The following is a 21,886-nucleotide window of genomic DNA, read 5'->3' on the forward strand; positions in this document are numbered from 1 at the left end:
CGGTCACTCGCTGACGTTCAGGCGGGTGTGGACGGAGCCGATGGCCGACGCCATGTCGTCGCCGGTGATCTGGCTGAGTTGCTCAACGTCGAGGCTCTCGAAGTCCAGCGACCGGGCCAGCCGCATGTCACGGCTCTGCTCGCCGGCCTCCACCAGCTGGCGCGCGTACCGCCCGTTGCCCGCGATGTCCAGCGCCGGCTTGCCGTTCAGCGTGCGCGTGCTCAGCAGCGACGCCGCATCGAGCACCCGCTTGGCGGCGTCGTCGTCCAGCGCGGAATCCGTACTGGCAGCAATGACTTTGGCGATGTCGACGATCTCATCCGGTGAGTACGAGTCGAACTCGATGCGGGTGGCGAACCGCGACCGAAGGCCGTCGTTGGTCTCGAGCAACCTGTCGATGTCGGCGGCGTAGCCGGCGATGATCACCACCAACCGGTCGCGGTCGTTCTCCATTCGGGCCAGCAGGGTGTCCAATGCCTCCGTGCCGAAGGGGTCGGCACGTCCGTCGCGCTCCTGCACCAGCGTGTAGGCCTCGTCGATGAACAGCACCCCACCCACCGCGCGATCGATGGTGCGGGCGGTTTTGACCGCCGACTGACCCTCATACTCGGCGACGAAGTCTCGCCGCGACGTCTCGACGAGCTTCGGTTCGGCAATCACTCCCAGACCGGCCAGGATGTTGGCCACCACGCGGGCGATCGTGGTCTTACCCGTGCCGGGCGGACCCGCGAAGATCATGTGCTTGGAGGTCTGCGCCACCTTCATGCCACGTGCGGCGCGGATCCTGGCCATCTGCGTGGCCGCCCGGTATGCCTCGATCTGGTCCTTCACCCTGTTCAGCCCGATCTGACGATCCAGTTCGGCCTGAGCGTCGGCCAGGAGTTTCTCGCGCCCGGAGGTGTCGACGACCGAACTCGACGGATCCCAGGGGTCCTTTCGCGAGGCGATCTTTTCCGGCGTCGTCGTTTCCAGTCGATAGCCCGGATCCTTCAGCGCGGCAGCAACCTTGGCATTTGAGTGAGACGCCTGCAGCCACTCGAGCAGCGCGGCGGCACCGTGTTCGTTGCCCTGACTGCGCCGGGTCATCGCCAGATACCACGCGATGGCCGGTGCGCAGGCCTCCCCCGCCGGGGAGGCGTGGGACTCGGTCAGCCTGCGTTCGGCCTCGGTGAACAGGCCCAAATTGGCCGCCGCGACACCGTGCGCCACTCCGGCGGCGGCGGCGAGGAACCTGTCCGGCCAGCCGCCCGCACCGCGGACTTCGTCGATGACGTCGGTCCAGCGGTCTGCCGCGCCGTAGATTACGGCCCTGGCCCACGCCACCAGATGTTCGGCACCGCCAGACTGGACGCCGTCGACTGCCTCCATCGCGTCGGCATAGTTGCCCATCGAGGCCTCGTTGACGGCGAAACCCATCGTGATCGCCAACGGGGCGTTGACCGGATAGGTGATGTCTCCGAACTGACCGCCGATCGGGATCCGCGCTCCCACACTGTTCATCGAGACCTCCGCCGCGCCGGCCAATTGACCGAAGTTGCCGCGGGAGTACCAGGCACGGAACATCGTCACCCGGTCCGTGTCACCGCATCGGATCCGTCCCACCCAGGCGTCACAGGCGGATTCGTCCATCGCTGTGATCTCGGAGAACAGTTCGAACGAGCGGGCGGGTGAACTGGTCAGCATCCCCACCGCGCTGCCGAACAGTCCGGCCAGATGTTCACTCATCGTCGCTCGCATATCTCGTCGCGAACACCTCGGCCCGACGCGCGTCCGATTCTTCGGGTGTCGGTAGGTCCAGGTCGCGGGTGAGGAAGTCGCGAGTCAATCCGTCGTCGTGGCCCCGCCGACGCATACCCTCGAGCATGGCCAGGTACTGGGCGGATCGAGCGTCGTCAGTCGCCAGACCCGCGATGACGACGATCTCCTCGGCGAGATCGGCTTCGGTCATGTCGGTCGCTTTCGGTGTGAGGTCGATGTGTTGGACGCGGCCGTCCAAAAAGGTGGTCACCGCAACGGTTCCCGGCGGATTGGTCACGGTGAAAACCGGCACGGGAGGCCCGCCGTCCTCGTCGGGCAGCTCGTCTGCGCCGCAATCGTCGAGCGTGTCGAGATCCGACCCGGCCTCTTCGCCTGCGGACGGTCCGTAGTCCAGCGCCGCCAAATCGTCGTCCGCATCCCCCGGATCGTGTGGCGGAGTGTTTTCCACCATCTGATGCCTCTCTCAGCCGTGCGAACTGTCCGTGTCGCGGTACTCGAACCAGGTTGCCGACGGCAGGAATTCGACCAGTCCATCGAGTGCGCGTTGCAGGTTGTCCTGACTGCCGGGCAGGAAGCTGCCGTACAGTTCGCCGTTCACCCGGCGCGGGATCGAGACGATGCGTCCCTGCCGCGAATCCAGCACCCCGGCGGCGACGTCGGCCGTCGTACTGGTGCCGCCGGGATGGCGTTCGGTGGCGGTGATCTCCACCCAGCTCGTCGGGTCGCCGACGATGTCGGCGTAGGTGCGGGCCGAGGCGGGCGAAATGCCGTGCCGCTGCAGCTGATGGGCTGTGCGGCACTCGGCCAGCTTCCCGGCCACACCCGTCAGCGGCTCGACGGGGGCAGGAGTGGCGGACCCGAGGACCGTCGTCACCATGCCGGCAAGACCGACCTGCGCTGCCACCCGCTGCAGCACCAGCATCTCGCCGTCGCGGGCTGCGACGACATGGCGATCGTCCTTGCGGCACACCACGAACCGCACCATCGTGCCGCCGACGTCGCGCCGCCACCACCGGCCTTCTAATACCCGGTCTGGACGGCTGAGGGTGTCGACCATGGCCGCGACCTCGGGGTGCGGCGCACCGTGGATGTCCAGCACGCCCTGCTCCGTCAGATCGCGGGAGACCTGCTCCCACACCAGCTGGCGCAGGCCGGGCTGCGGGATGTTCAGCCGGATGCCAAGCGCAGGCGGGAAGTCGGACATGTTCAGCCGGTCGGCGATGACGAGCATGCCGTCGATGGTGACCTCGACGGCGACCACATCGTCGAAGTGGGAGGGCCGCCTGATGGTGTGGCCGACCATCATGGTCGCGCTCCCGTCCGGCGGTACATCACGACGCGCGACGTCGCACGAGCGTTTGCCCAGACCCCCGTCATCCGTCAACCCCCTGTAGTGAGCCCCTTTGCCGGAAGAGAGCGTACCAGCGATGAGAACCCGTCCCAACCACCAAAGTTGTCGCCGGGATCCAGATGTGCTTACAACCATCAGCTACTGCCTGATTAAGGACTAGTCACGAGGTAGAGCTGATACTGATGCGCTCTAAGCGAACTCAGCTATGTGTGATACAAATCACCAACTGTGGCTGTGCCGCAGACCGCGGGGTGCATCGCTTCATACCCGCGGACGAAGCTCGCGTCGCCAGCAGATGACCGATGCGGCGCCGTAGATGCGGGCGGTCCTTTGCTACCCGGGCGCGACTATGGACTCGCGTCAGCGTTGGTTGATACTGGGAGGCGGCCGATATCCGGCCGGTCCGAGTTTCAGAGGTTTTCAGAGATTTTCAGAGGTTGTCAGAGGTGTGTTCAGAGGTGAGAGTGCAGTGACCGAGCGCGACGACGCCCCGCGTAGGGAGCTCGGCTGGCCCGACTCCTCTCAGGATGTGTCCGACCCGGACACCGGGCCTACCGTGACCGGGCAGCCCGACCCCGCTCCCACTGGCGAGCCCGCCGCTCGCGGGCCCGTGTCCGATGTGGGTGGAGCCGTACCGCCGACCGGTCTGGAAGCGCCGTCGTCGTTTCGGGATCCGCAGCGCCCGCGCGGCAGCTTCCGGGAGCCCACCCCCTACGTCACTCCCCCGCAGCCGCATCACTACGCGCCGCCCCAGCCGCACGCGCCCCCGCAACCGGGACGCCACGATGCCCGGCATGCGGCACAGCCGAGCCGACCCGAGGGGGCGCCCTGGGGCCCACCGCCTGGCTGGCAACAACCGCCGCGTGCACCGCGGCCCACGCCGCCGCCTCAACAGGGCGAGCCTCCCGCCGGGTCGTTGCACCCCGGCACGTACGGGCAACGCGGGAACGCTGGGCCGGCCCCTGGCTCGTACGCCGACCGGATCCGGGCCACCGACCTCGTCCCGGCGCGGAAGACATCCCCCGCAGGCGGATGGCGGCGACTGCTCTACCGGGCCAGTTTCGGGCTGATCAACGCCGGACCCTCCGCCGACGAACTGCGCCAGGCCGAGCTCGAGGCCACGATCCGCGGCGTGCTGCGCGGACACTACAAGATCGGCGTGATGGGCAAAGGCGGCGTCGGCAAGACCACGGTGTCGGCCAGCGTCGGCTCGGTGTTCGCCGAACTCCGCCAGGACGACCGGGTCGTCGCCATCGACGCCGACACCGCGTTCGGAAAATTGGGCAGCCGGGTCGACCCGCGGGCGCAGGGTTCGTACTGGGAGCTGGCCTCCGACCGGCACCTCGACACCTTCGCCGACGTCCGCAGCCGGGTCGGGCACAACTCCGCCGGGCTGTTCGTGCTCGCCGGGGAGGCGACGCCGGCGCGCCGTCGGGTGCTCGACCCGGCGATCTACCGCGAGGCCACCTCGCGGCTGGACCGCCACTTCACCATCTCGATCATCGACTGCAGTTCGACGATGGACAGCCCGGTCACCCAGGAGGTGCTGCGCGATCTCGACGCCCTGCTGGTCGTGTCCTCACCGTGGGTCGACGGTGCGGCGGCCGCTGGTCAAACGATGGACTGGTTGGCCAACCGGGGCATGACCGGGCTGCTGCAGCGCACCGTCGTCGTCCTCAACGACTCGGACGGGCACGCCGACAAGAAGACCAAGGCCCTCCTGGCCCGGCAGTTTGCCGGGCAGGGGCAGGCGGTGGTGGAGGTCCCGTTCGACGGCCATCTGCGGCCCGGCGGGGTGATCGACACGGCCACGGGGATGTCACCGCAGACCAGGCGGCGTTTCCTGGAGGTCGCCGCCGCGCTGGCCGAACACTTTCCCGCGCACGACAATCGCGCGCTGGAACGTCGCTGACACTCGCGGGGACATTCAGTCGAGCTGCTCGATCAGTGCTTCGATGGCGAGTCCCTGATCGGCGGGAACGGCTTGTTCCTCCTCGGCGCTGATGATCGTGCCCTCGGAAACGCCTGCAGCTTGGGCGGTTTCGGCGATCGTCAGGTTGGCTCGGCGTCGCGCCGCGTAAAGCCGTTGGCCCAGTGTGGCATTGGGCGCCGTTGCGGCGAGCAACGCCAGCTGATCCAGTCGGCCCCGCACCGCGCTGAGCGCTTTGATCAGTGCCGGAGTCAACTTCGCGATGCGCGCCGCCCGGGCGGCGACGGCCTCGAGTTGGCGCAGATCCGCGAGGATGGCGGTGACGCGAGGTGTGAATTCCGGTGCGCCGACAGGTGGCAGCGAGTCGGTGGCCGCGGCCAGCGTGTTCACGGCGGCGACGACGGCCTGCGCGATGAGCGGTACCTCGTCGTCCTTGGCAGTCGGTCCGGTGGATTCACCACGCGCGGTGGGATCGCCGTGGCGTAGCCGCGTCAACGTTCCCGGCGGCCACCGCAGCACCTCCTCCAACCGGGCCCGGGTTCGCTCGCGTGGCCAGCTGCGGCCCTTCTCGAACGCGATGAGCGCGCCGGCGTTGATGATCCCGTCGGCGGCCAGGCTGCGCTGGCTGATGTCGAGTTCCCGGCGTCGCGCGGCAGCGGCGGCCCCGGCGCGCACCACCCCGGGATCGAGCGCATCGAGCGTCTCATCGCCGGACTCGACGTCGGTCATCTCGGGCGGTTCCTGAAGTTTGGCGGCGGTCGTTTGATCGCCGCAATCCTAACCGTTGCAACGTGTGGCGCTATGGATTCGCGCTCCGGGTGGCACCTACTTCCGTGTCGATGCATCGGTTTTAGGTAGGCCCTAAACCGAGCCAACGCTACGGTTCCTATCGGCACCCCCTGGCGCCCTGCACCCTGGATATGCGCAGTCTGTGCTGTTCACGGCAGCTGTAACCGCGGAGTCCCTCTGAGACCCGTGGACGCGCGCTACGGAGCTTATCCGCATCGCCGTAGCAGTAACTGTTGCATCGCTACGGTTTGATGTTGTAGGTTTCAACGCAGCGCGCGGCGCACAGCCCGCAAGCGTCGGCGAAGGAGTATTGACCATGAGCGCAGGGACCCACCTGGAGACGCCGGTCGGGGCATGCACACGAGATCCCGAGCGGTGGACCAGCACCGCCGACGAGCAAGCCAAGGCGATTTGCCGGGCCTGCCCGCGCAGGTGGATGTGCGCCAGGGACGCCTGCGAGTTGCCCAGGGCCGAAGGGTTGTGGGCAGGCATCGTCATCCCCGAATCCGGTCGCGGCCGGACTTTCGCGCTCCGTCAGCTGCGCTCTCTTGCCGAGCGCAACGGCTACACCGTAGGCGCGACCCGCCGGGTGTTCCCGGAGTCCGCTTAAAAGCCACGCCCTTTCGCCGCCGTGGAGGGGACGGCGGCGGAAGGGCGTTCACCCTGGCATCCGCGCACGCGAGGAGCAATTCAGATCACGCGCACGCGAGGAGCAATTCAGATCACGCGCACGCGAGGAGCAATTCAGATCACGCGCATCGGACACTGGTTCGGTGAGCAATTCATCAGCGGTGCTGGGCCCGGGGCTGGTCGTCGTGTGCGCGGTCATGACGCTGGCGGCCGCCGCGCTCTACCGGCTCGCCCAGCTGGGCTCGCTATGGACGGTGCCGCGCGCGGCCGTCCGCGCCGCGATACAGCTGGCGGCGGTCGCGGCGGTGCTCACGGCCGCGATGTCCCGCTGGTGGTCGTCGATCCTCGTGCTCGTCGTCATGTTCGTCGTCGCGACGGTGACCGCCGCCCGCCGTAGCCAGGCCAGCAAGGGGTCGTGGTGGGTCGCGGCAGCGCTGGCCCTTGGCCTGGGCGCGGTGATTCCACTACTGCTGCTGACCGGGGTGGTACCCACGACGGGCGTCGCAGTCGTCCCGATCTTCGGCATCATCCTCGGCGGCACGATGACGGCGGTGGCAGTCGCATCCCGGCGGGCGCTGGACTCGCTGAGTCAGCGCGCAGGCGAGGTCGATGCCGCGTTGAGTCTTGGCTTCACTGAGCGGGATTCGCGGATGGAGGTGATCCAGCGATCGACGGCTGACGCGCTGCTGCCCAACCTCGATCAGGCGCGGACGGCGGGACTCGTGGCACTGCCAGGCGCGTTCGTCGGTGTGTTGCTCAGCACCGGGTCGGCCACCCAGGCGGGTGCGGTCCAGGTGCTCGTGCTGATCGCGCTGCTCTTGTCGCAGTCCTGCGGCGTCGCGTTGACCGCGGAGCTGGTGGCGCGGGGTGTGATCGCGCGGTCTTTGCCGTCCCTTCCCGGCTGACCGGCGGAATAACCGGCCCGCGCCGGCCGTTGCTGATCCCGACGGTGCCGGGCATGCCCCGGGCCCCAACTGAGAATCGTCGCTTCGAGCGACTCCGCGCCGTGAGGCGTCATGGCGGCACCGTCCCCCAGGCTCTTCGAGCCCTCGCCGCGTGGACGACGGGGTTTCGGCGTCTCCATCCAGGTCGTCATCGCGTTTCGGGCGGCGCGCTCTACCCGAGGGCCGGGCACGCCGCACGTCGACAGTGGAGTACCCGGCTACTCGGGCGGTCCTGCCGCCGCGCAACCTACGCTGCGATTCCAGATGAGCCCGACTGAGAAGGGGAGAACTCCGATGATCCCTCGGAACCCGACGGCGCTGGTGGGAATTCTCGCCGCGACAGTCACAGCAACTGCCATATCAACCACCGCCCCCGCTCTTGCCGACGACTACTGCGGTGACGGCGTCTTCGCCGAATCCGCGTCCTGCCCGTTCGCCTTGAATGTTCGCCACGAATACTTCTCCGTTCCAGGCGATTCCGTGGAGATCGATGTCTACAGCCCGGTCACGGACAAGACCTACACCATGGGCTGCGTGCGGACTGGCGATGACGTCACGTGCCGGGGCGGCAACGAGGCCGTGGTGACGTTCACATACGGGTAGTGCCGAGCGCGCAGTCGTCGTCCGTGCAGCGCGGCGATGTCGGACCCGACGCCTACCGTGACGTGATGACCAACTGGATCAACACCGTCAGCCGTGATCACGTCCAACGCGGTGTGCTCGGACGATTCACCCAGGCCAACCACGGCAAGCCCCACATGCTGCGCAGGATGGCCCGCGACGACTGGATCGTCTTCTATTCCCCGCGAACGATCTACCCCGATGGTCCACCGCTGCAAGCGTTCACCGCGATCGGCCAGATCGCCGACGACGAGCCCTACCGGGCCGACCTGTCCCCCGACGTCCAACCCTGGCGGCGCAACGTCGACTTCCTCGAATGCATTGAGACGCCGATCCGACCGCTGATCGACGAGCTCGGGTTCATCGAGGACAAATCTCGCTGGGGCTACAAGTTCCGATTCGGAGTCTTTCAGATCGACGATCACGACCTCGCGGTCATCCGCTCCGCCATGACGGCCGATCGGTGACGCGCCGGTCGCAGTAGCGGTTCACACCAGGTATCGAGCCGTGTTGCCGCCCGGCGGCATCGACGGGAGTCCCAGCTTGCGATGGTCCCAGCTGCGTACCCGGTCGGGCACCACCCGCACTGCGATCCGGTTGTTCATCATCTGATCGACGAACGGCCGCATGTCGTCGGTGTAGGGGCCGCAGTACCGCTCCCACACACTGATCCCCACGCGCAGAAGCACATCCGCGTCGTCGACGATCTCAGCCTGCCCGTCGATGGATACGCCGCGCAAGGTGTCATAGGTCTGGCCGTCTTCGATCAGCACCGTCACCGTGCGATCGCGCCGCAGATTGACGGCCTTCTGGGACTTGGCCTTGGTCTCGAACCAGATCTCACCGTCGAGCACGGCGTACCACATGGCGACCAGGTGCGGCCTACCGCTGGGCAGGACGGTGGCCAGCGTGGCTGTCCTGCTGCGCTCGATGAACCCCGCGACCTCGTCGCCGGACATCACAATCGCCGCGCGCTGGTTCTTCGCCACGTGTGAGCACCTCTCCCCTCCCCCGCGATCTACTGGAGCACTGCCTCAAAATCGCTCGCGGTGCGCCGTATCCGGCCGCCAGACCACCATAGAACCGCGACTGCCGTCGCAATCGCCGGCATCCGTTTCGGGGGGCCGGACCGATGTCGGACGGCATCGTTACGGTTGGTTCATGAGCGCCGGTGTCCTTGATGTGATCGTTGACGCTGCCGAACCAGCACTGCTGGCGCGGTTCTGGTCCCAGATGCTGGAGCGCCCGACCGGGCGATCCGGCGAGGACGACGCCGACATCCCCCTTGGCGCGTCGGGCCGCCTGGTGTTCAGCCGACTGTCCGCGGGCGAGAAGCCGGTGAAGAACCGGTTGCATCCCGACCTGGCGACGACGTCGCGGAGCGATCAGGAGGCGCTGGTGCAGCGCGCTCTGGACTTGGGTGCGGCACTCATCGACGTCGGGCAGGTGGACGCTCCATGGGTGGTGCTGGCGGACCCCGAAGGCAACGAGTTCTGCGTCCTCGAACCCCGCGACCAGTACCTGGGCATCGGACGCCTGGCCGCGGTGGTCATCGATGCGCTGAATCCCATTGCACAGGCACAGTTCTGGTCTCGTGCAACGGGACTACCCGTGGCGCGCGAGCATGAAGTGTATGCCTCACTTCGGCAGGACGGCGGCTTTTGGGTCGAGTTCATCCGCGTCGGCGACACCAAGCGCCACCCGAACCGGGTGCACCTCGACCTGGCCGTCGACGAAGCCGTACCCGCCGCGGTGGATCGACTGAACAGTGCAGGCGCCACACCCGTGACGGGCTGGCACGGCGACGGCCCGATGCTCACGGATCCGGAAGGCAACGAGTTCTGTGTGCGACGGGTAACGGCGCCCTGAGGCGCGGGGAATCAAACAACTTCACTTGCAACTGTTGGCGGAGTGTCTCCGCTTTGCACGGAGCGGGCTCAGCTACTGGTCTGGGCGGTGACCACCGTAGTAGCCCGAGCAGTTCTGTCGACAAGATGCCACAGTCGAGGCTGTCCCTGGTGTCCTTGGTAAGCAGCGGCCCAGCGACGGAGTCGATGTGTGAGATGCCATGGAACCGTGGCCTGAGCCCGCACCACGGCTTTCAGCACGGTATCGATGACATCCATGTTGTCGCCTGTACCCAGCTTGACGAAAACGCCGTTGAGTTCGGAGACGGTGAGCAAGGATCGGCTGTGCTCCACCAGATCCCACGCCAAGTCGTGCTCACCACCCGGCATCGGCTTCTGCGCGATGACCCGACCGTCCTGTGCCGAAACGGCACCCTTTGCTCTCGTGTCGAATTCGTTCATGCTCTCCGAGGTCCTTCCATGTCTACAAGCCCGTTGGAGTCCGTGGTGCCGTCAGTACACGAGCCTTCTCGCACTCCGTTGTGCGGCGGCCAGGCACCGTCAGTCGATCGCCAGAAGCTAGACACCTGACGGGCTGGCAACGGCCGCATTCGGGCCTAATTCCCCAGCGGCAGCGACATTCCGGGTGCCGAATTGCTTAGCGACGAGCACGGCAATCGCCGATGTAGCGAAGCCGGCGACGAGCGCCGCGACGAAAAGCACCGGCTTACCGATCAGCGGCAGCACCCATATCCCGCCATGGGGTGCCAGCTGGCCGACGCCGAACGCCATGATCAGGCCGCCGGCCACGCCACCGCCGAGCATGAATGACGGGATCATCCGGATGGGATCGGCTGCAGCGAAGGGGATTGCGCCCTCGGATATAAAGGACGCACCGAGCAGCCAGCAGGACTTGCCGGCCTCGCGCTCCTGTTTGGTCCACACATTTGGGCGCAGCACGGTGGCCAGCGCGATCGCCAGCGGCGGCACCATGCCCGCAGCCATCACCGCTGCCATGATGTGCGCTGGAGCCGAGGCCGTCGACGTGGCGTTGACCAGGCCGGTGGTGGCGAACACGTAGGCGACCTTGTTCACGGGGCCACCGAGGTCGAAGCATTGCATCAGGCCCAGCGCGATCCCGAGGACAACCGCGCTGCCGCCGCTCATGGAATTCAGTGTGTCGGTGAGGGTTTCGTTGATCCAGCGGACCGGGGGGCCGACCGCCAGCACGGTGGCGATGCAGGTGATCGCCACCGACAGCAGCGGGATCACCACCACCGGCATGATCCCACGGACACCGCTGGGCACCTTCCACCGTGAGATCCACAGTGCCAGGAAGCCGCCAAGGAAGCCGGTGACAATGCCGCCAAGGAAGCCGGTGCCCATCAGGCCCGCGGCGAACCCGCCGACGAAACCAGGGGCGATGCCGGGCCGGTCGGCGATCGCGTACGCGATATAGGCCGACAACGCGGGAACCAGGAAAGCGAAGGACCACTTGCCGATCCAGAAGAGCAACACCGCCCACGACTGCAGCGAGAAGAAGCCGAACTGCGCGGTCACCCACGAAGTGAACGCGGCAGGATCGTTGCCGTCCACCACCTTGGTCACGGCCACCACCCCGTCGCTCGGCCAAGCGACCGTCGCGATCAGGAATCCGGCGGCGATCAGCAGGCCGCCGGCGGCGACGAACGGGATCATGTGGGACACGCCGGTCATCAGGTACTGGCGGATTCTGCTTCCGGCGCCGGCCTTACGGATGGTCGGTGACGAAATGGTTTGGGCGGAAACGCTTTTCAATCCACCACTTGACTCGGCGGCAGTCGCTGCGGCCACGGCCTGCTCGATGAGTCCGTTGGCGTCGTGCACGGCGGCTTTGACACCCACGTCGACCGAGGGGAGACCGCTGAAGCGCGCCTTGTCCTTGACCTCGAGATCAGCCGCGAAGATGACGGCATCGGCGGCGGCAATGACCTCTTGATCGATCGGATCGGCTCCGATGGCGCCCTGCGTCTCGACCGTGATGTCATGACCGGCCGCCTCGGCGGCGAGAGCCAGTGCTTCTGCGGCCATGTAGGTGTGCGCGATGCCTGTGGGGCACGATGTGACGGCAACAAATCTCATCTGCGTCAAGAGCCTTTCTCGTGTCGATCGTTCGGGTGGTTCTCAAGCAGGTGGGGGCGCGAGTTCCGGCTCGCACAAGGAAGATGTACTGGCGATCAGGCGACGATCACCTGGACGCCACTGGATTCGAACTCCGCGACAAGGGCCGGATCCGCTTTCGCGTCGGTGATGATCGCGTCCACTCGTTCGAGTCCAGCGATGACACCGAACTCGTTGCGGCCGAGTTTGGTGTGATCAGCCAGAACGACGACTCGTTGTGCGTGCCCGATGATGGTGCTCTTGACCGCAGCCTCTTCGATATCAGGCGTGCTGAGACCATTTTCGACGCTCAGGCCGTTCACACCGATGAAGGCCACGTCGACGTGGACTTCCGAATAGGCGCGTTCGGCCCACGGTCCAACCGCAGCCATCGTCTTGGTGCGCACCACGCCGCCCACCAGGTGCAGGGTGACGTTCGGCAGGCTCGCCAACGCACCCGCGAGAGGATGAGCATGCGTCACGACGATGAGTTCGACATCCTGGGGAAGAAGTTCGACCATCCTTCCGACCGTCGAGCCGGCGTCCAAAGCAATGGCTCCGCCGTCGGGAAGCTCCCTGATCGCAGCCTGGGCGATGCGGGCCTTCTCGTCGGGTAGGGTTCGGAGCCGCTGAGCGAGTGTCGGTTCGTATCCGAGCCGGTGCACGGGGATCGCTCCACCGTGCACTCGCCGCACGAGTCCCCGGCGCTCGAGCACTCCCAGGTCGCGGCGAATCGTCTCCGGTGTCACGCCGAAATGCTCGGCCAGCGCCGTCACGTCGGCGCGCCCCCCGAGCCGGACCATGTCCAGCATCTGCTGGTGACGTTCCGAGGCGAATCGGGGAATGTCCCTGCCGTCTTCGATGTCGGCGATCATGGCGCCGCAGCGTAACTTTCGGCCTCGTCGACCTGGGCCAACGACGGGCGTACCCCGGTATAGAGCACGAACTGCTCCAACGCCTGAAGCAGCATCACCTCGTCGCCGGTGATGACCCGCTTGCCGACTCGCTGCGCCTCGCGCACCAGCGGTGTGTCGCGAGGCATGTACACCACATCGAAGACGTAGTCGGCCGCGGCGACGATGTCGGACGCGAAGGCCAGCTGATCCGCCTCGGGTCCCCCGGACATGCCCACCGGCGTCGCATTCAGCAGCAACCGCGGGCGGAGGCTGCCGAGGTCGGCCACCGCCCGTACGCCGTAGCGCGCCGCCAGCCGAGACCCGCGCTCGAGATTTCGCGGTGTCACGACCACCCCGTCCGCGAACCCCGCATCGCGGAGCGCTGCCAGCGCGGCCTTGGCCATCCCCCCTGCTCCGAGCAGCGCGAAGGGCGTATCCGTAGGGACCTCATGCCGGTCCAGCAGCAGGCGCACGGCGATGAAGTCGGTGTTGTAGCCCGTCAGCACCCCGTTGTCGTTGACGATCGTGTTCACCGATTCGATCGCCTGTGCCGATGCATCCAGATGGTCCAGAAACGGGATCACCGCCTCCTTGTAGGGCATCGACACACCGATACCCCGAATGCCGAGCGAGCGGATTCCGGCGATCGTGTCCCCGACGTTCGACGAGCTGAACGACTTGTAGATGTAGTTCAAACCGAGTTCGGCGTACAGGTAGTTGTGGAATCGGTTGCCGTGATTACCCGGCCGAGCCGCCAACGACATACACATCACCGTGTCGCGATCAATGACATTCATGGAACCCCTGAATCGCCGCGTGGAATGCGGCCACCGAACCGGTAACCACAGAAACGGACGTAGTTTGTGTCCGAATACGGTGAAGTATGTCGTGAGTCACTGGAAAATGCAAGAAATGATCACGATCACGCATGCATACAAAGAGCACTACAAATGGGTTCGGACATCCACTGGGCGGCGCGATCGGTCGCAGGGTCGGGTCGGGATGATCTAACGGCAACCCCGCGACCTGCGGGCGCGGACAGCGCTCACGCGACGCGCCGCCCAGTGGACGTCACTTCGTCGCCAGTTGCTCGAGAAGACACTCGGCAACCGGCCGCGACGAGGCGGGGTTTTGCCCGGTGACAAGATTTCCGTCGACGACCACGTGTGCGGCCCAGGGTTCGCCGACCGACACGTCGGCTCCGATTCCGCTCAGCCGGTCCTGCAGCAGCCAGCTCGCCTTGTCTGCAAGTCCGCCCTGGCGCTCCTCCTCGTTGGAGAACGCGGTGATCTTGCGGCCTGCGAAGGTGTGCGCGCCGTCCGCCCGAACAGCGGCCAGCAGCGCCGCCGGGCCGTGGCACACCACGCCCAGCGGTTTGCCGGAGTCGAGCGCAGCGGTCAGCAGCAACCCCGACGCCGGGTTCACCGCGAGATCCTCCATCGGCCCGTGGCCGCCCGGGTAATAGACGGCGTCGTAGGTCGCCGCGTCGACGTCGTCGAGCTTCAGCGGCGCCGATAGCCCTTCGATCTCGGCAAGCGCAGGCCCGACGTCTGCGCCGTCGTTGTAGTCCGGGGCCAGACTAGCCTCGTCCACGGACGGGACCACGCCACCCGGGGTCGCGAAGACGACATCGTGTCCCGCCTCGGTCAAGACCCGATACGGCGTCAGCAATTCCTCCGCCCAGTAGCCGGTCGGGTGCTGCGTGCCATCCCTGAGCGTCCAGTGCGTCGCTCCGGTGACGACGAACAAGATGGTGGACATCGAACCTCCTCATCGGTTTGCAGCCAGCGCGACTCGCGGGCCGCCGATTGAGACAACGCGCGAGATCGCTCACTGTTCCAATAGAATTCCGATGTGATCGATCGGAAATCCGATAGGTTCAGCGTCGACCACCTCCGCACCTTCCTCGCCGTGCACCGGGCGGGAACGCTCACTGAGGCCGCCCGGGCACTCGGGCTGGCGCAGGGAACCGTCTCGGAGCAGGTGCGCGCGTTGGAGAAGACCCTGGGGCTCGGCCTGTTCGAGCGCCTACCGCGTGGTGTGACGCCCACACCTGCGGGCGACGACTTGGCCAAACGCGTCGCCGCTCCGCTCGACGCGCTGAGAATCGCCGTCGCTGGGGTCACCGGCGAACTCGCGCACAACGAACCCCAGCCGCCCGTGCGGCTCGGCGGACCGTCGGAGTTTCTCGCGGCCGAAGCGTTGCCTGCGCTCGCCAAACTGGCACGGGAGGGCGTTCGGATCGACGCCTCGGTCGGCCTGGCCGAGGACCTGCTCCAGCGGGTGCTCAGTGGCCGGCTGGACCTCGCAATATCGACGAACCGGCCACGGGGCCGCGCACTTCGCGCCGAGCCCCTCGCCTGGGAGCACTTCGTCCTGGTCGGCGCCCCGCAGTTTGCCCGCGAACTCGCGAGACCCGCCGACGCACAGAATCTGGCGGACATACCGCTCGTCGCGTACGCCCACGACCTGCCCATCCTCCGGCGCTACTGGCGCCACGTGTTCGCCACCCGACTCGACGCTGAGCCGGTCTTGGTGATCCCCGATCTTCGCGGCGTCGTGTCAGCCGTCGTCGCAGGAGCGGGCATATCGGCCCTTCCCCACTACCTGTGCCGAAGCTTCCTGGACAGCGGAGCGCTGGTCGAGCTCGTCAAGCCGGACGACCCGCCCACGAACACGAGTTACCTGGTACGCCGCCCCGCCGACGCATCCCGGCCCAACGTCGCCCTCGTCTACCGCACCCTGCTGCAGGCCTCACCCGCGTGGCGATAGCGACGGGGAGTTCGACGCCGCGGCCCTGAGTGCGTTCGCGGCTTCTTCGACCGCCGGAGTGCGGGTCGCCCGCGTCAGCAGGAACACTTCTCGCGCGATGGTGCCCTCCGTGATCGCGCACACGGCCACGCCGGGCGCGCCGTACTGGAGCACCAGGTCGGGCAGCAGCGCGCAGGCGCCCGTCGAGCGGACCAGCTCCAACTGAATCAGGAAGTCGTTTGACCCGTACCGTAGGTCGGGCTCGAACCCTCCGAGTCGTCGGCAGGCCTGGATCTGCATCTCGCGGTGGCCCGTGCCGGGCAGGCTCGCCGCCCACGCCGCATCCGCGAGGCGTGCCATGGACACCGGGCCGTTCGTCACCAGGGGGTGCGTGGCGCTTAGGACAAGCCGGACCTGTTCGTGCACAAGCGCTTCGCGGGTCAGGTCGGCATGCACGGGGCGCGGCTGGCTCTCGTATTCGTCACCGATCACGACGTCGAGTTGCTGTAGGCGCAGCGCGGGCACCCCCTCCTCCACTTCCAGCTCCGTCGCCTCCACCCGGATGTCGGGATTGCTCACCGCGAGTGCGGCCATCGCCGGCGCGACGATGCGCAGGAATGCCGATTGGAAGGCCGCAATGCGGACGACGCCCGCCGGCCGCCCGGTGGCGATGCCCGCCAGCTCCGCCTCGGCCGCCTCGACCCCGTCGAGCAGAAGTGCGGCATGGCGGACGAGCACCCGCCCGGCGTCGGTCAGGCGTACGTTGCGCCCGCTGCGCTCGAGAAGCTTCGCCCCCGCCTCCCGCTCGAGCACGGCGAGCTGCTGGGAAATGGCGCTCGGGGTGTAGTCGAGCGCCCGCGCCGCGCCGTGGATGGTGCCGCGGGCGTCGACCTCACGGAGGAGCTTGAGGCGATGCAGGTCCAACATTGTAAAGAGAATCTACATAGATCAGTCCATATATGGGAAATGGACGTGAACGTTCTTCCGTTGCCACCATGAGTCCATGGGTCCACTACTGTGCCTGCTGTCCGCCGTTGGGTTCGGCGCGATGGCGATCTTCGGCAAGCTCGCCTACGACGCCGGCGTTGGGGTCGGCGACCTGCTGTTGGTGCGGTTCGCCCTGGCAGCGGCCCTGCTGTTGACGGTCGCCGCGGCCACGGGTGCCCTCCGCGGGATCCCGCGCCGCGCGATTCTCGCCGGGCTGGGGATGGGTGCGATCGGCTATGCGACACAGTCGGGGCTGTACTTCGCCGCCCTGACGCGGATGGACGCCTCGCTGCTCGCGCTCATCCTCTACGTCTACCCGGTCCTGGTGTTGATCGCGGCGGTCGCGCTCGGCCGCGAACGCGCGTCGGTGCGCCGGGTCGCTGCGCTGCTCATCGCGCTGGCGGGCACCGCACTGGTGCTCGCGGGGGCGGCGGCCGGCGGGCTCGACGCGCTCGGCACGGTTATGGGCTTCGGCGCCGCCCTCGCGTACACCGTCTACATACTTGTCGGCGACCGCATCGGGGCATCGATGCCGGGGGTGGCATTGGCGGCGTTCGTATGCCTCGGCGCGGCGGGTACGTTCGCGCTCGCATCGATCGTGCGCGGCGGCCCGGAGTTCGGATTCGGGCCGGCTGGGTGGGCGTGGTTGGGTGCGATCGCTCTGGTGAGCACCGTCGCGGCGATCCTCTGCTTCTTCGCCGGACTGGCCCGGGTGGGTCCGTCGGCGGCAGCCATCCTGTCCTCGATGGAGCCGGTGGTCACCGTCACGCTGGCGGCCCTGGTGGTCGGTGATTCCCTGGGCACGGTCCAGCTGGTCGGGGGAGTGCTGGTACTGGGTGCCGTGTTGGTGATGCAGTGGCCGTCGCGGTCCCGGAACACCTTGCCCGCCAATCCCGTCCCGTCTCATGCGCAGCCGGCGACCTTGTCGCCCTGTGGGAGTTAGGGTCCGGGAGATGTTGCGCCGCTAGCGAATACGCACCGACAAACAAGTCACACCGCCTTCGATCTTCTCGAATTCGGTGATCGGCACCGTGACCACGCCGAGTCCTCGATCTTCGAGCAGCTGAGCCGTTTCCGGCGCCGAATCGGACATCAGCACCCGGGTGTCGTCCAGGATCAGTACCGACGCGCCGAGGGCGTCCGGAATCGGCAGGAAGGTGTCGAAGGGGGAGCGGTCGGCGACGTAGGGCTCGTAGCCGATGATCGTTCCGTCCGGCAACGCGGTGAGGGTGGTCTTGAGGTGCAGGGCCCCGGCGACCGGCACCGCGACGACGGTGAACCCGAGCGGTTCGGCGAGGCTCGCGAACTGCCGGATTCCCTCGTCGTCGGTCCGGCTACTGCGGCCGACGTAGATCGTGGTCCCGACTTTGAGCACATCACCTCCGTCGAGGTGACCGGGTGCCGTGATCTCGGCAAGCGCCATCCCGCGGTCGGTCAGGAACCGCTTCATCGACGCGACTTCCCCCGCCCGGCTCGCCGCGCCGGGGAGGGTGAGGATGGCGGTGTCGCCGACGATGACGACGGTGTCCTCGACGAATACCCCATCCGGGTGGTCGTCTGCGGCGGGCAGTTCCACACAGTCAAAGCCCGCGTCGGACAGGCACGCGACGTAGTGGCGCCATTGTTGGGACGCGGCGTCGCTGTCGACCGTTTGGCGTTCGTGGTAGGTAACCTCGCCGTCGGTGAGTTGCGGTGAGGGAGGGCGGACGATGGCTGTCGGCATATGGCGATCGTCGCATGTCACTTTGGGTCGTCTGCCGACGGGTTTCTGCCACGCGGCGGTCAATTGCTGCCACCGGAATTAATGCGCTGACCTGCTGGTTTACACAGTCAGACCGGCACGGAAAACCCCGAAGCCGATAAGACACCACAGGAGTGATCGAGATGAAGAAGTTCGGATTCGCCACCTTCGCCGCAGGCGCCCTCGCCACCGCTTTCTTCGGGCTGGCCGCCCCGGCCAACGCCACACTTCCGGTCCTGGAGCCGGGTAACACCATCTCCGCCGGTGTGGACCGGCTGGGCTGGCTCAACGACCTGCAGCCGCAGGTGAACGTCCCGCAGGTCGACACCAGCGTCCGCCACAGCGGCCGCTGACCCGCAGCGCCGAAACCGAAGCCAGGGTCGTCAAGCACACTGCTTTCGACGACCCTGGCTTCTTCTAGTTGGGCGTGGGGTGGCGCAGCCGGCACACGACCGCGACAGCGTCGTTGCGCGCCCGCACCCCGCCGTCCCCGATGGATCGCGCGAGGCGTGCCCGCAGCTCGGCCCGGGTCTGCGGTTCCAGTGTGAGGACGTTGGAATAGGTGCAGACCATGTTGAGCCAGTCGTCGGTGGGGTAGTGGCACTCCTTCGACGACGCGGCGTTCCTCACTGTCGAAGCCGCATTCGTCGATCATCGCCGTCAGGCGCGTGTCACCGGCCGGGTCGACCGCCGGCCGTTGCGGCGCATCGAGGCAACCCGCATACGCCCGTTCCAGAACCTCGCGCGACGGCGACACCGGCGTAATGCGGTTCCACAGCAGGGCGAGTCGGCCGCCCTCATCGAGGATGGCGGCGACCCTGCTCAGCGCGGAGCGCGGCGCCACCCAGTGAAACGACTGCGCGAACACCACCAGGTCGAATGACCGGCCCGCGGGTCGCCAGTCCTCAAATGTGTTCTGCTCGACCCGAATTCCCTTTCGCGCGGCGATGCGCGCCATGCGCGGGTCGGGTTCCACTGCGAGGACGTCGGCGCCCGCCGCGAGCAGCTGCGCCGAGGCGATCCCGGTTCCGGCGCCGACGTCGAGCACCCGCATACCCGGTCGCGGCACCAGGTCGGCGATCAGCGCGCGCGGATACTCGGGACGATATCGGTCGTAGTCGTCGGCGACTGCACCGAAGGACCGCGCCCGGCGCCGGTCGGTGTGCAGCAATGGCTCCGGCATATCCCAAGAATGCCCGTGATCGGGTATTCGTTGGGCGCTTGACGTGACCCGGGTAGTTAGTGTCGTTTCATCGTGGCTGAGCCGTTGGCCGGGTGGCTGCTGGACTCCGACCCCGCCCTTCGCTGGCAGGTCGAGCGCGATCTCCTGAGCGAACCGGCGGCGATCTGGCAGGCGACCCGGGCGCGCGTAGCCACCGAAGGGTTCGGCGCGCAATTGCTGGCACTGCAGGACGGCGACGGCCAGTGGGCTGGGGGAGCGTTCTTCCCCGGCGACTTCGATTTCGACGGCCCCGAAGCGCACGAGGGTGCCGGGCCGTGGACGGCGACCACGTGACGCTCAACTCATTGCGGCAGTGGGGAGTGGATCCCGCTGTCCTGCAAGCGCGCCGGACCGTCGAGCTGCTCGACGCGAACTCCCGGTGGGAGTATGACGACCTGCCCTACTGGGGCGGCGAAGTCGACTGCTGCATCAACGCGTGGACGCTGGCCAACGGGGTGTGGCTCGGCGCCGAGATCGACGGGATCGCCGATTGGTTCGTCGAGCATCAACTACCCGACGGCGGCTGGAACTGTGAGTGGGTCGAGGGGTCCACCCGATCGTCGTTTCACTCCACACTGAACGCCCTCAAGGGTCTGCTCGCCTACGACGCGACGACCGGCGGCACCGACGCCACCCGTGCGTCGCGGCGCAGGGGAGAGGAGTACCTCCTGGCGCGGAGTCTTTACCGCCGGTTGTCGACAGGTGAACCGGTGGGGCCGTGGGTGGACCGCTTCGCCTACCCGTCCCGCTGGATGTACAGCATCCTCAACGCGGCCGACTACTTCCGACAGGCCGCGATCGTCGACGGCCAGCGCTGATCTCGGATGGCGGACGCGATCGAGCGCATCCGGGAGGCACGGCAGCCGGCCGGCACCTGGTTACAAGCATTCCGGCATCCCGGGCGGGTCTGGTTCGAGGTGGATGTGCCCGCGGGTGAACCGTCGAAATGGCTGACGCTCTTCGGAACCCGGGTCCTCGACTGGTGGGATGCCGCCTGCGTCGAACCCGAAGCCACGGTCGCCAAACCCACGACGTAACGACCCTGGATTCCGGCTCGGCGCACGACGGCGCCGCGGGGAAGAAAACAGTGCGGACAACCCGGCGTCACAGTTCGATCCCAGTCGCCGCGAAACACCGTTAATCCCTCGGCGCGTCGGCGGCGCGGCTGCACCATGTCGTTCTAGGTGCCACCGGCGCCGGTGCGGTCGTCGCGGTCCACACCATCGGTTGGGCAGAGCTGGAATGCGGAGGTACATATGCGTCAACACGTGAACGCACTTGCGCTGGCCGTCATTTGCCTTCTCAGCGCCGGATGCGCGACGTCCACCGTCAACGCCGAGACGCCGGCCACCACGCGCAGCATCATTCCGCGTCCCGTCGTCGAGCGGGAACTCGACAGATTGCTCCTCAGCCCCGGCCTGGTGGGCTTCGCGATGGGGACCACCGGGATGGCGGTAACCGGAACGCAGACCGCGATGTCGGACAACAGCACGACGATGGCTCCTCCCCAGTGCCTCGCCATCGACGGCGCGGCGGAGTCACTGGTGTACGCCAACAGCGGTTTCTGGGCCGAACGCGATCAGAGCCTGAACAACGGCGACAGGTTCACCCACTACGCCAAGAAGGCGGTGGTGATGTTCCCGACCGTCGAACTGGCCGGCGCGTTCTTCGAGGCTTCCGCAAACCAATGGCCGGGCTGCAGTCAGTACACGCACACACAGAGCGGGACCGAGTGGTCGGCCGGACCGATTTCCAACGAGAACAACACGTTGAGCACCGTCGCGACCCTGCACGAGGCGGCCGCCCCGGGCTGGGGATGCGGACGGGCACTGACGCTGACCAACAACGTGGTCATCGACATCAACACCTGCAGCGCCAAGCCGGGTGATTCGGCGGTGAAGATCGCCGACCAGATCGCCGCCAATATCGACGCGCGGTGGTGAGGGGCCGAATCAGCGGAGTGGGCCGTTGCCCTCAGATCACGGATCCGACGAACGTGACTTCGGCGGCCACAAGACTTTGATGGTACCTGCGACCGGGTGCGCTGGGTGACGCAGCAAAACTGCGGTCGGTTCCACGGCTTTCCTGAGGTTTTTCCACAGTCTTTCATTAAGTAATTCAATTGCGGCGCTGTTAGTCGTTGGGGCGTGCGGTGCGGCGGCTGGCTTTGTTGACGCCATCCGTGCTCGTGCAGCAGACGGAGTGCGATGAGCGCAGAATCGCCGCAGGCCGTTGAGCTCCGATTTGGTGCCGGTAATTCCACAGGGTTTTCGCTGGCTG

Annotated in this window: 25 protein-coding genes and 1 pseudogene; 13 read left to right on the forward strand and 13 right to left on the reverse strand. The window is 67.1% G+C overall.

Translation table 11 applies throughout. The features are described from left to right. Positions 1-3: 3 nt before the first annotated feature. From eccA to ADBZ6K_RS24190, 3 genes are read right to left on the reverse strand one after another with little or no spacing between them, the layout of a single operon-like run. Positions 4-1,725, reverse strand: a complete 1,722-nt coding sequence (eccA, locus tag ADBZ6K_RS24180; protein WP_526351478.1) for a type VII secretion AAA-ATPase EccA — start codon at positions 1,723-1,725, stop codon at positions 4-6. Continuing rightward, complete coding sequence (locus ADBZ6K_RS24185) at positions 1,718-2,209, reverse strand: YbaB/EbfC family DNA-binding protein (protein WP_526351480.1); 492 nt, start codon at positions 2,207-2,209, stop codon at positions 1,718-1,720. The genes eccA and ADBZ6K_RS24185 overlap by 8 nt, the downstream gene beginning before the upstream one ends. Before the next feature lie 12 nt (positions 2,210-2,221). Beyond that, positions 2,222-3,064 (reverse strand): ESX secretion-associated protein EspG, encoded by an 843-nt coding sequence (locus tag ADBZ6K_RS24190; RefSeq protein ID WP_526351482.1) that lies wholly within the window; start codon positions 3,062-3,064, stop codon positions 2,222-2,224. Positions 3,065-3,578: 514 nt separating this feature from the next. On the opposite strand from ADBZ6K_RS24190, the gene ADBZ6K_RS24195 reads away from it, so the two are divergent. Continuing rightward, entirely contained in the window at positions 3,579-5,021 is a 1,443-nt protein-coding gene (locus tag ADBZ6K_RS24195) for a MinD/ParA family ATP-binding protein (protein WP_526351484.1), read from the forward strand. Positions 5,022-5,036: 15 nt separating this feature from the next. Here ADBZ6K_RS24195 and ADBZ6K_RS24200 read toward each other — a convergent pair whose 3' ends face one another. After that, positions 5,037-5,768, reverse strand: a complete 732-nt coding sequence (locus ADBZ6K_RS24200) for a transcriptional regulator (protein ID WP_526351486.1) — start codon at positions 5,766-5,768, stop codon at positions 5,037-5,039. 376 nt (positions 5,769-6,144) lie between these two features. Between ADBZ6K_RS24200 and ADBZ6K_RS24205 the strand changes: the two genes are divergently transcribed. The 4 genes from ADBZ6K_RS24205 (at position 6,145) to ADBZ6K_RS24220 (ending at position 8,490) form a co-directional block, all read left to right on the forward strand. Continuing rightward, entirely contained in the window at positions 6,145-6,438 is a 294-nt protein-coding gene (locus tag ADBZ6K_RS24205; protein ID WP_526351488.1) for a WhiB family transcriptional regulator, read from the forward strand. A gap of 163 nt (positions 6,439-6,601) precedes the next feature. Next, positions 6,602-7,363, forward strand: coding sequence for an ABC transporter permease (locus ADBZ6K_RS24210; protein ID WP_526351490.1), 762 nt, complete (start codon positions 6,602-6,604; stop codon positions 7,361-7,363). A gap of 333 nt (positions 7,364-7,696) precedes the next feature. Continuing rightward, positions 7,697-8,005 (forward strand): hypothetical protein, encoded by a 309-nt coding sequence (locus tag ADBZ6K_RS24215; RefSeq protein WP_526351492.1) that lies wholly within the window; start codon positions 7,697-7,699, stop codon positions 8,003-8,005. Between the two features lie 65 nt (positions 8,006-8,070). Continuing rightward, positions 8,071-8,490 (forward strand): EVE domain-containing protein, encoded by a 420-nt coding sequence (locus ADBZ6K_RS24220; protein ID WP_526351527.1) that lies wholly within the window; start codon positions 8,071-8,073, stop codon positions 8,488-8,490. 21 nt (positions 8,491-8,511) lie between these two features. Here ADBZ6K_RS24220 and ADBZ6K_RS24225 read toward each other — a convergent pair whose 3' ends face one another. After that, positions 8,512-9,012, reverse strand: a complete 501-nt coding sequence (locus ADBZ6K_RS24225) for a pyridoxamine 5'-phosphate oxidase family protein (RefSeq protein ID WP_526351494.1) — start codon at positions 9,010-9,012, stop codon at positions 8,512-8,514. Positions 9,013-9,184: 172 nt separating this feature from the next. Here ADBZ6K_RS24225 and ADBZ6K_RS24230 point away from each other — a divergent pair, with 172 nt between their 5' ends. Beyond that, complete coding sequence (locus ADBZ6K_RS24230; protein ID WP_526351496.1) at positions 9,185-9,892, forward strand: VOC family protein; 708 nt, start codon at positions 9,185-9,187, stop codon at positions 9,890-9,892. Between the two features lie 68 nt (positions 9,893-9,960). Here the strand turns inward: ADBZ6K_RS24230 and ADBZ6K_RS24235 are convergent, their stop codons facing one another. From ADBZ6K_RS24235 to ADBZ6K_RS24255, 5 genes are all read right to left on the reverse strand, one after another. Beyond that, the gene (locus ADBZ6K_RS24235; RefSeq protein WP_526351498.1) at positions 9,961-10,332 is read right to left on the reverse strand and encodes a hypothetical protein; all 372 of its coding nucleotides are present in this window, start codon (positions 10,330-10,332) and stop codon (positions 9,961-9,963) included. 117 nt (positions 10,333-10,449) lie between these two features. Then, the gene (locus ADBZ6K_RS24240) at positions 10,450-11,991 is read right to left on the reverse strand and encodes a PTS fructose transporter subunit IIC (protein ID WP_526351500.1); all 1,542 of its coding nucleotides are present in this window, start codon (positions 11,989-11,991) and stop codon (positions 10,450-10,452) included. Positions 11,992-12,086: 95 nt separating this feature from the next. Continuing rightward, a complete protein-coding gene (locus tag ADBZ6K_RS24245) occupies positions 12,087-12,884 on the reverse strand; it encodes a DeoR/GlpR family DNA-binding transcription regulator (protein ID WP_526351502.1) in 798 nt (265 codons plus the stop codon). After that, positions 12,881-13,702 carry a shikimate 5-dehydrogenase gene (locus ADBZ6K_RS24250; RefSeq protein WP_526351504.1) on the reverse strand — a complete coding sequence of 274 codons (822 nt, stop codon included), beginning with the start codon at positions 13,700-13,702 and terminating at the stop codon, positions 12,881-12,883. Before ADBZ6K_RS24250 ends, ADBZ6K_RS24245 begins: the two co-directional genes overlap by 4 nt. 274 nt (positions 13,703-13,976) lie before the next feature. After that, complete coding sequence (locus ADBZ6K_RS24255; RefSeq protein WP_526351506.1) at positions 13,977-14,666, reverse strand: type 1 glutamine amidotransferase domain-containing protein; 690 nt, start codon at positions 14,664-14,666, stop codon at positions 13,977-13,979. A gap of 93 nt (positions 14,667-14,759) precedes the next feature. Between ADBZ6K_RS24255 and ADBZ6K_RS24260 the strand changes: the two genes are divergently transcribed. Next, the gene (locus tag ADBZ6K_RS24260; RefSeq protein WP_526351508.1) at positions 14,760-15,677 is read left to right on the forward strand and encodes a LysR family transcriptional regulator; all 918 of its coding nucleotides are present in this window, start codon (positions 14,760-14,762) and stop codon (positions 15,675-15,677) included. Here the strand turns inward: ADBZ6K_RS24260 and ADBZ6K_RS24265 are convergent. Beyond that, positions 15,660-16,583 (reverse strand): LysR family transcriptional regulator, encoded by a 924-nt coding sequence (locus ADBZ6K_RS24265; RefSeq protein ID WP_526351511.1) that lies wholly within the window; start codon positions 16,581-16,583, stop codon positions 15,660-15,662. The two genes, ADBZ6K_RS24260 and ADBZ6K_RS24265, sit on opposite strands and share 18 nt — an antisense overlap. 76 nt (positions 16,584-16,659) lie before the next feature. Between ADBZ6K_RS24265 and ADBZ6K_RS24270 the strand changes: the two genes are divergently transcribed. Further along, on the forward strand, positions 16,660-17,586 hold the full coding sequence (locus ADBZ6K_RS24270) for an EamA family transporter (protein ID WP_526351513.1): 927 nt from the start codon (positions 16,660-16,662) through the stop codon (positions 17,584-17,586). A 21-nt stretch (positions 17,587-17,607) separates the two neighbouring features. On the opposite strand, the gene ddaH is transcribed toward ADBZ6K_RS24270, so the two are convergent. Next, positions 17,608-18,366: a dimethylargininase gene (ddaH, locus tag ADBZ6K_RS24275; RefSeq protein ID WP_526351515.1), complete on the reverse strand. Its 759-nt coding sequence runs from the start codon at positions 18,364-18,366 to the stop codon at positions 17,608-17,610. A 161-nt stretch (positions 18,367-18,527) separates the two neighbouring features. On the opposite strand from ddaH, the gene ADBZ6K_RS24280 reads away from it, so the two are divergent. Continuing rightward, positions 18,528-18,737 carry a hypothetical protein gene (locus ADBZ6K_RS24280; RefSeq protein ID WP_526349528.1) on the forward strand — a complete coding sequence of 70 codons (210 nt, stop codon included), beginning with the start codon at positions 18,528-18,530 and terminating at the stop codon, positions 18,735-18,737. 64 nt (positions 18,738-18,801) lie between these two features. Here the strand turns inward: ADBZ6K_RS24280 and ADBZ6K_RS24285 are convergent. Next, a pseudogene (locus ADBZ6K_RS24285) lies at positions 18,802-19,567 on the reverse strand (class I SAM-dependent methyltransferase). A 72-nt stretch (positions 19,568-19,639) separates the two neighbouring features. On the opposite strand from ADBZ6K_RS24285, the gene ADBZ6K_RS24290 reads away from it, so the two are divergent. From ADBZ6K_RS24290 to ADBZ6K_RS24305, 4 genes are all read left to right on the forward strand, one after another. Further along, positions 19,640-19,900 (forward strand): hypothetical protein, encoded by a 261-nt coding sequence (locus ADBZ6K_RS24290; protein ID WP_526351517.1) that lies wholly within the window; start codon positions 19,640-19,642, stop codon positions 19,898-19,900. After that, positions 19,882-20,424, forward strand: a complete 543-nt coding sequence (locus tag ADBZ6K_RS24295) for a hypothetical protein (protein WP_526351519.1) — start codon at positions 19,882-19,884, stop codon at positions 20,422-20,424. Before ADBZ6K_RS24290 ends, ADBZ6K_RS24295 begins: the two co-directional genes overlap by 19 nt. Positions 20,425-20,430: 6 nt before the next feature. Continuing rightward, positions 20,431-20,643: a hypothetical protein gene (locus ADBZ6K_RS24300; RefSeq protein WP_526351521.1), complete on the forward strand. Its 213-nt coding sequence runs from the start codon at positions 20,431-20,433 to the stop codon at positions 20,641-20,643. 219 nt (positions 20,644-20,862) lie between these two features. Further along, the gene (locus tag ADBZ6K_RS24305; protein WP_526351523.1) at positions 20,863-21,549 is read left to right on the forward strand and encodes a sensor domain-containing protein; all 687 of its coding nucleotides are present in this window, start codon (positions 20,863-20,865) and stop codon (positions 21,547-21,549) included. The last annotated feature ends 337 nt before the right edge of the window (positions 21,550-21,886 follow it).

Source organism: Mycobacterium sp., assembly GCF_044223235.1.
GTDB lineage: Bacteria > Actinomycetota > Actinomycetes > Mycobacteriales > Mycobacteriaceae > Mycobacterium.